General features: G+C 72.6%; 4 protein-coding genes. 1 reads left to right on the top strand and 3 read right to left on the bottom strand.

Annotated elements, in window-relative coordinates; genetic code table 11:
* Nucleotides 1-58: 58 nt before the first annotated feature.
* The 3 genes from AB0M20_RS36865 to AB0M20_RS36855 are packed head-to-tail and all read right to left on the bottom strand — an operon-like array spanning nt 59 to nt 1960.
* Entirely contained in the window at nt 59-523 is a 465-nt protein-coding gene (locus tag AB0M20_RS36865) for an SRPBCC domain-containing protein (RefSeq protein WP_364305349.1), read from the bottom strand.
* The gene (locus tag AB0M20_RS36860) at nt 520-858 is read right to left on the bottom strand and encodes a metalloregulator ArsR/SmtB family transcription factor (RefSeq protein WP_364305348.1); all 339 of its coding nucleotides are present in this window, start codon (nt 856-858) and stop codon (nt 520-522) included. Before AB0M20_RS36860 ends, AB0M20_RS36865 begins: the two co-directional genes overlap by 4 nt.
* 49 nt (nt 859-907) lie before the next feature.
* Nucleotides 908-1960 (bottom strand): bifunctional NAD(P)H-dependent oxidoreductase/GNAT family N-acetyltransferase, encoded by a 1053-nt coding sequence (locus AB0M20_RS36855; protein ID WP_364305346.1) that lies wholly within the window; start codon nt 1958-1960, stop codon nt 908-910.
* Between the two features lie 30 nt (nt 1961-1990).
* On the opposite strand from AB0M20_RS36855, the gene AB0M20_RS36850 reads away from it, so the two are divergent.
* Nucleotides 1991-2443: a MarR family transcriptional regulator gene (locus AB0M20_RS36850; protein WP_364305343.1), complete on the top strand. Its 453-nt coding sequence runs from the start codon at nt 1991-1993 to the stop codon at nt 2441-2443.
* The last annotated feature ends 234 nt before the right edge of the window (nt 2444-2677 follow it).

Here is a 2677-nt window from a genome sequence, read left to right as displayed (position 1 = left end):
GGCCGGATGGCCTCCTGGGCTACCACTGTTCGCTTGGTGCGCGCCCGGCGGCGCGGTGCTATTTGGTGACGACGTCGATGAGCTGGGCGGTGGTCAGGCCCCAGCCGTCCGCGAAGCCGAGCTGCTCGTGCCGCGCCCGGGCCGCCGGATCGCCGTGGCGGACCACGATCCGGTAGGCGGTGCCCTCCGGATGCTCGGCGAAGGTGATCTCGGCGGTCATCGCCACCGGCGCCGGGTCGGTCGGCCGCCAGGAACTGTCCACCGTGTTGGTGAAGACGATCCGCTCCTGGTCCTCGACGACCAGGTAGGTGGCGTCCATGTGCGGCACGAACTTCTCCCCGTCGTCGCTCATCAGGGTCACCAGCGCGCCGCCGGGCCGCACGTCGAGGCGCTCGACGCGGCACAGGGTCGGCGCCGGCAGCCACCACTTCTCGAAGCGGGCCGCGTCGGTCCACGCGCTCCAGACGGCGGCGCGCGGGGCGCGGATGACGCGCTCCAGGGTCAGGTCGAGGTCGGGATTCACGGTTGCTCCTTCGGTTCGTCAGCGAGGAAGTTCTCGAGGCGGTCGGTGCGGTCCTCCCAGACCCGGCGCTGCTCGGCGAGCCAGTCGTCGACGACGGCGAGGCGATCGCGGATCAACACGCAGGTGCGCACGCGGCCCGACTTGGTGGTGCTTATCAGGCCGTTGGACTCGAGCGTGCGCACGTGCTTCATGAACGAGGGCAGGGTCATCGGGAACTCGCGGGCGAGGTCGCCGACGCTGGTCGGGCCGTGGCCGAGGTGCCGGATGATCCCGCGCCGGGTCGGGTCGGCGAGGGCGACGAACACGCCGTCGAGCTGCGCCGAATACTGTGCCATGCGGCTAAGTATCGCCCGCCTCGATAGTTAGCGCAAGGGCTAACTATCGTCAGAGTTCCTTCGCCAGGTCGATGACGGTCGCGTCGGTGCCGACGAGTTCCCGGTAGCCCTCGCTGCGGTAGAGGGCGAGGTTGCGCTCGCTCCTCGCGCCGGTCGTCAGCAGGATGCGGCGGCAACCGGGCTCGGCGGCGGCCTCCGCGATGTGCAGCAGTCGGCGGCCCAGTCCGTGGCCACGCAGGTCCGGCGCCACGGCCAGCCGGCCCACGTGCCAGTCGTCGCCGTCGCGGCGGGTGCGCACCATGCCCACCAGCCGGCCGTCCAGCAGCAGGCCCGTCGTGTGCCAGCCGGCCAGCCAGGCGCGAATGTCCTCCAGGGACTCGTGCAGGGCCGGGATCGCCGTGGTCTCGTTGACGATCGCCTCGTCCATCCAGCAGCACCGCTGCAGCACCGTGACCTCCGGCGCGTCCTCCGGCGTCAGGCGTCGCAGGTACGACCCGGGCAGCGGGCCGGGTGTGGCGCCGGACCGCTCGCGCATGGGCCGCAGCGCGTGCGCCAGCCGGACCAGCTCGTCCAGCACGCCGACGGCGGCCGCGTCGCGGGCCGGATCGGGTCGCAGCCGCCCGTCCCGCACCGCGTCGCCGATGCGGATCGCCACCGTCGCGCCCAGCGGCACCAGCCGCAGCGTGGTCACCACCTGCTTGGCGTGCTGCACCGACCGGGTGCCCGCCGACGTGTTGCCGTAGCTGACGAACCCCATCGGCTTCCACGCCCACTCGCGGCCCAGATAGTCCAGCGCGTTCTTGAGCGTCGCCGGCATCCCGTAGTTGTACTCCGGCGTCACCGCGATGAAGCCGTCCGCCGCGTCGACGATGGAGCTCCACCGGCGGGTGTGCTCCTGCCGGTAGACGCCGGACGACGGGTGCTCCTCCTCGTCAAGGAAGGGCAGCCCGAGCTCGGCCAGCGACACCGGCACGAGCTCGGCGCCGAGCTGCGCCGCGCGTGGCGAGACGGCCTCGGTGAGCCATCGCGCCACCTCGGGACCGAGGGCGCCGGGGCGGGTGGTGCACACCAGCACCACGATGCGAAGCAATTTCGTTGACATGGAAACGAGCGTACGTGATAAGTTGATTACATGTCAACGAAATCTTCCGTACGATGGCTGGAGCCGGACGAGGAGCGGGCCTGGCGGGCCTTCCTGCGGGTGATGGTCGCGGTGCAGACCGGCACCGCGCGCGACCTGGCGGCGGTCGGGCTGTCCGAGGCCGACTACGAGGTGCTCAGCACGCTCTCGGAGCGGCCCGGCCACACCAGCACCCTGGGCGAGCAGGCCGACAAGATGGGCTGGTCGCGCAGCCGGCTGTCGCGCCACGCGACCCGCATGGAGGCGCGCGGCCTGCTGCGGCGCGAGCCCGACCCGGCCGACGGGCGCGGCTGCCTCCTGGTGCTCACCGACGACGGCCTGGAGGCGCTGGGCAACGCCGCGCCCGCGCACGTGGAGTCGGTCCGGCATCACTTCCTCGATCGGCTGACCGCGGACGATCTGGTCGCCATCGAGCGGATCGCCGAGCGGGTCCGGCCTACCTGAGAGCCCGCCTGAGAGCCCGCCTTGGCGCCGGCCTGAGCGCCGGCCTGAGAGGATTGCACCGTGAGCGGGCTGCGCGTGACGCTGCTCGGCGCCGTCGAGGTGCGCCGGGGCGACGCCGTCGTGCCCGTCTCCGGCGCCCGGGTCCGCGGGCTGCTCGTCCGGCTGGCCCTGTCCGGCGGCCGCGCGGTCCGGCCGAACGCGCAGGTCGACGCCCAGTGGCCCGACGAACGCCCG

The sequence above is a fragment of the Actinoplanes sp. NPDC051633 genome (assembly GCF_040681735.1).
GTDB lineage: Bacteria > Actinomycetota > Actinomycetes > Mycobacteriales > Micromonosporaceae > Actinoplanes.
Note: the sequence above shows the minus strand (reverse complement) of the source record. Positions and strands in the feature narration are given on the sequence as shown.

What these genes read in the sequence shown, in the direction of transcription:
- AB0M20_RS36850 (WP_364305343.1), top strand. Translation starts at nt 1,991, where the DNA reads ATGTCAACGAAATCTTCCGTACGATGGCTGGAGCCGGACGAGGAGCGG.
- AB0M20_RS36855 (WP_364305346.1), bottom strand. Translation starts at nt 1,960, where the DNA reads ATGTCAACGAAATTGCTTCGCATCGTGGTGCTGGTGTGCACCACCCGC.
- AB0M20_RS36860 (WP_364305348.1), bottom strand. Translation starts at nt 858, where the DNA reads ATGGCACAGTATTCGGCGCAGCTCGACGGCGTGTTCGTCGCCCTCGCC.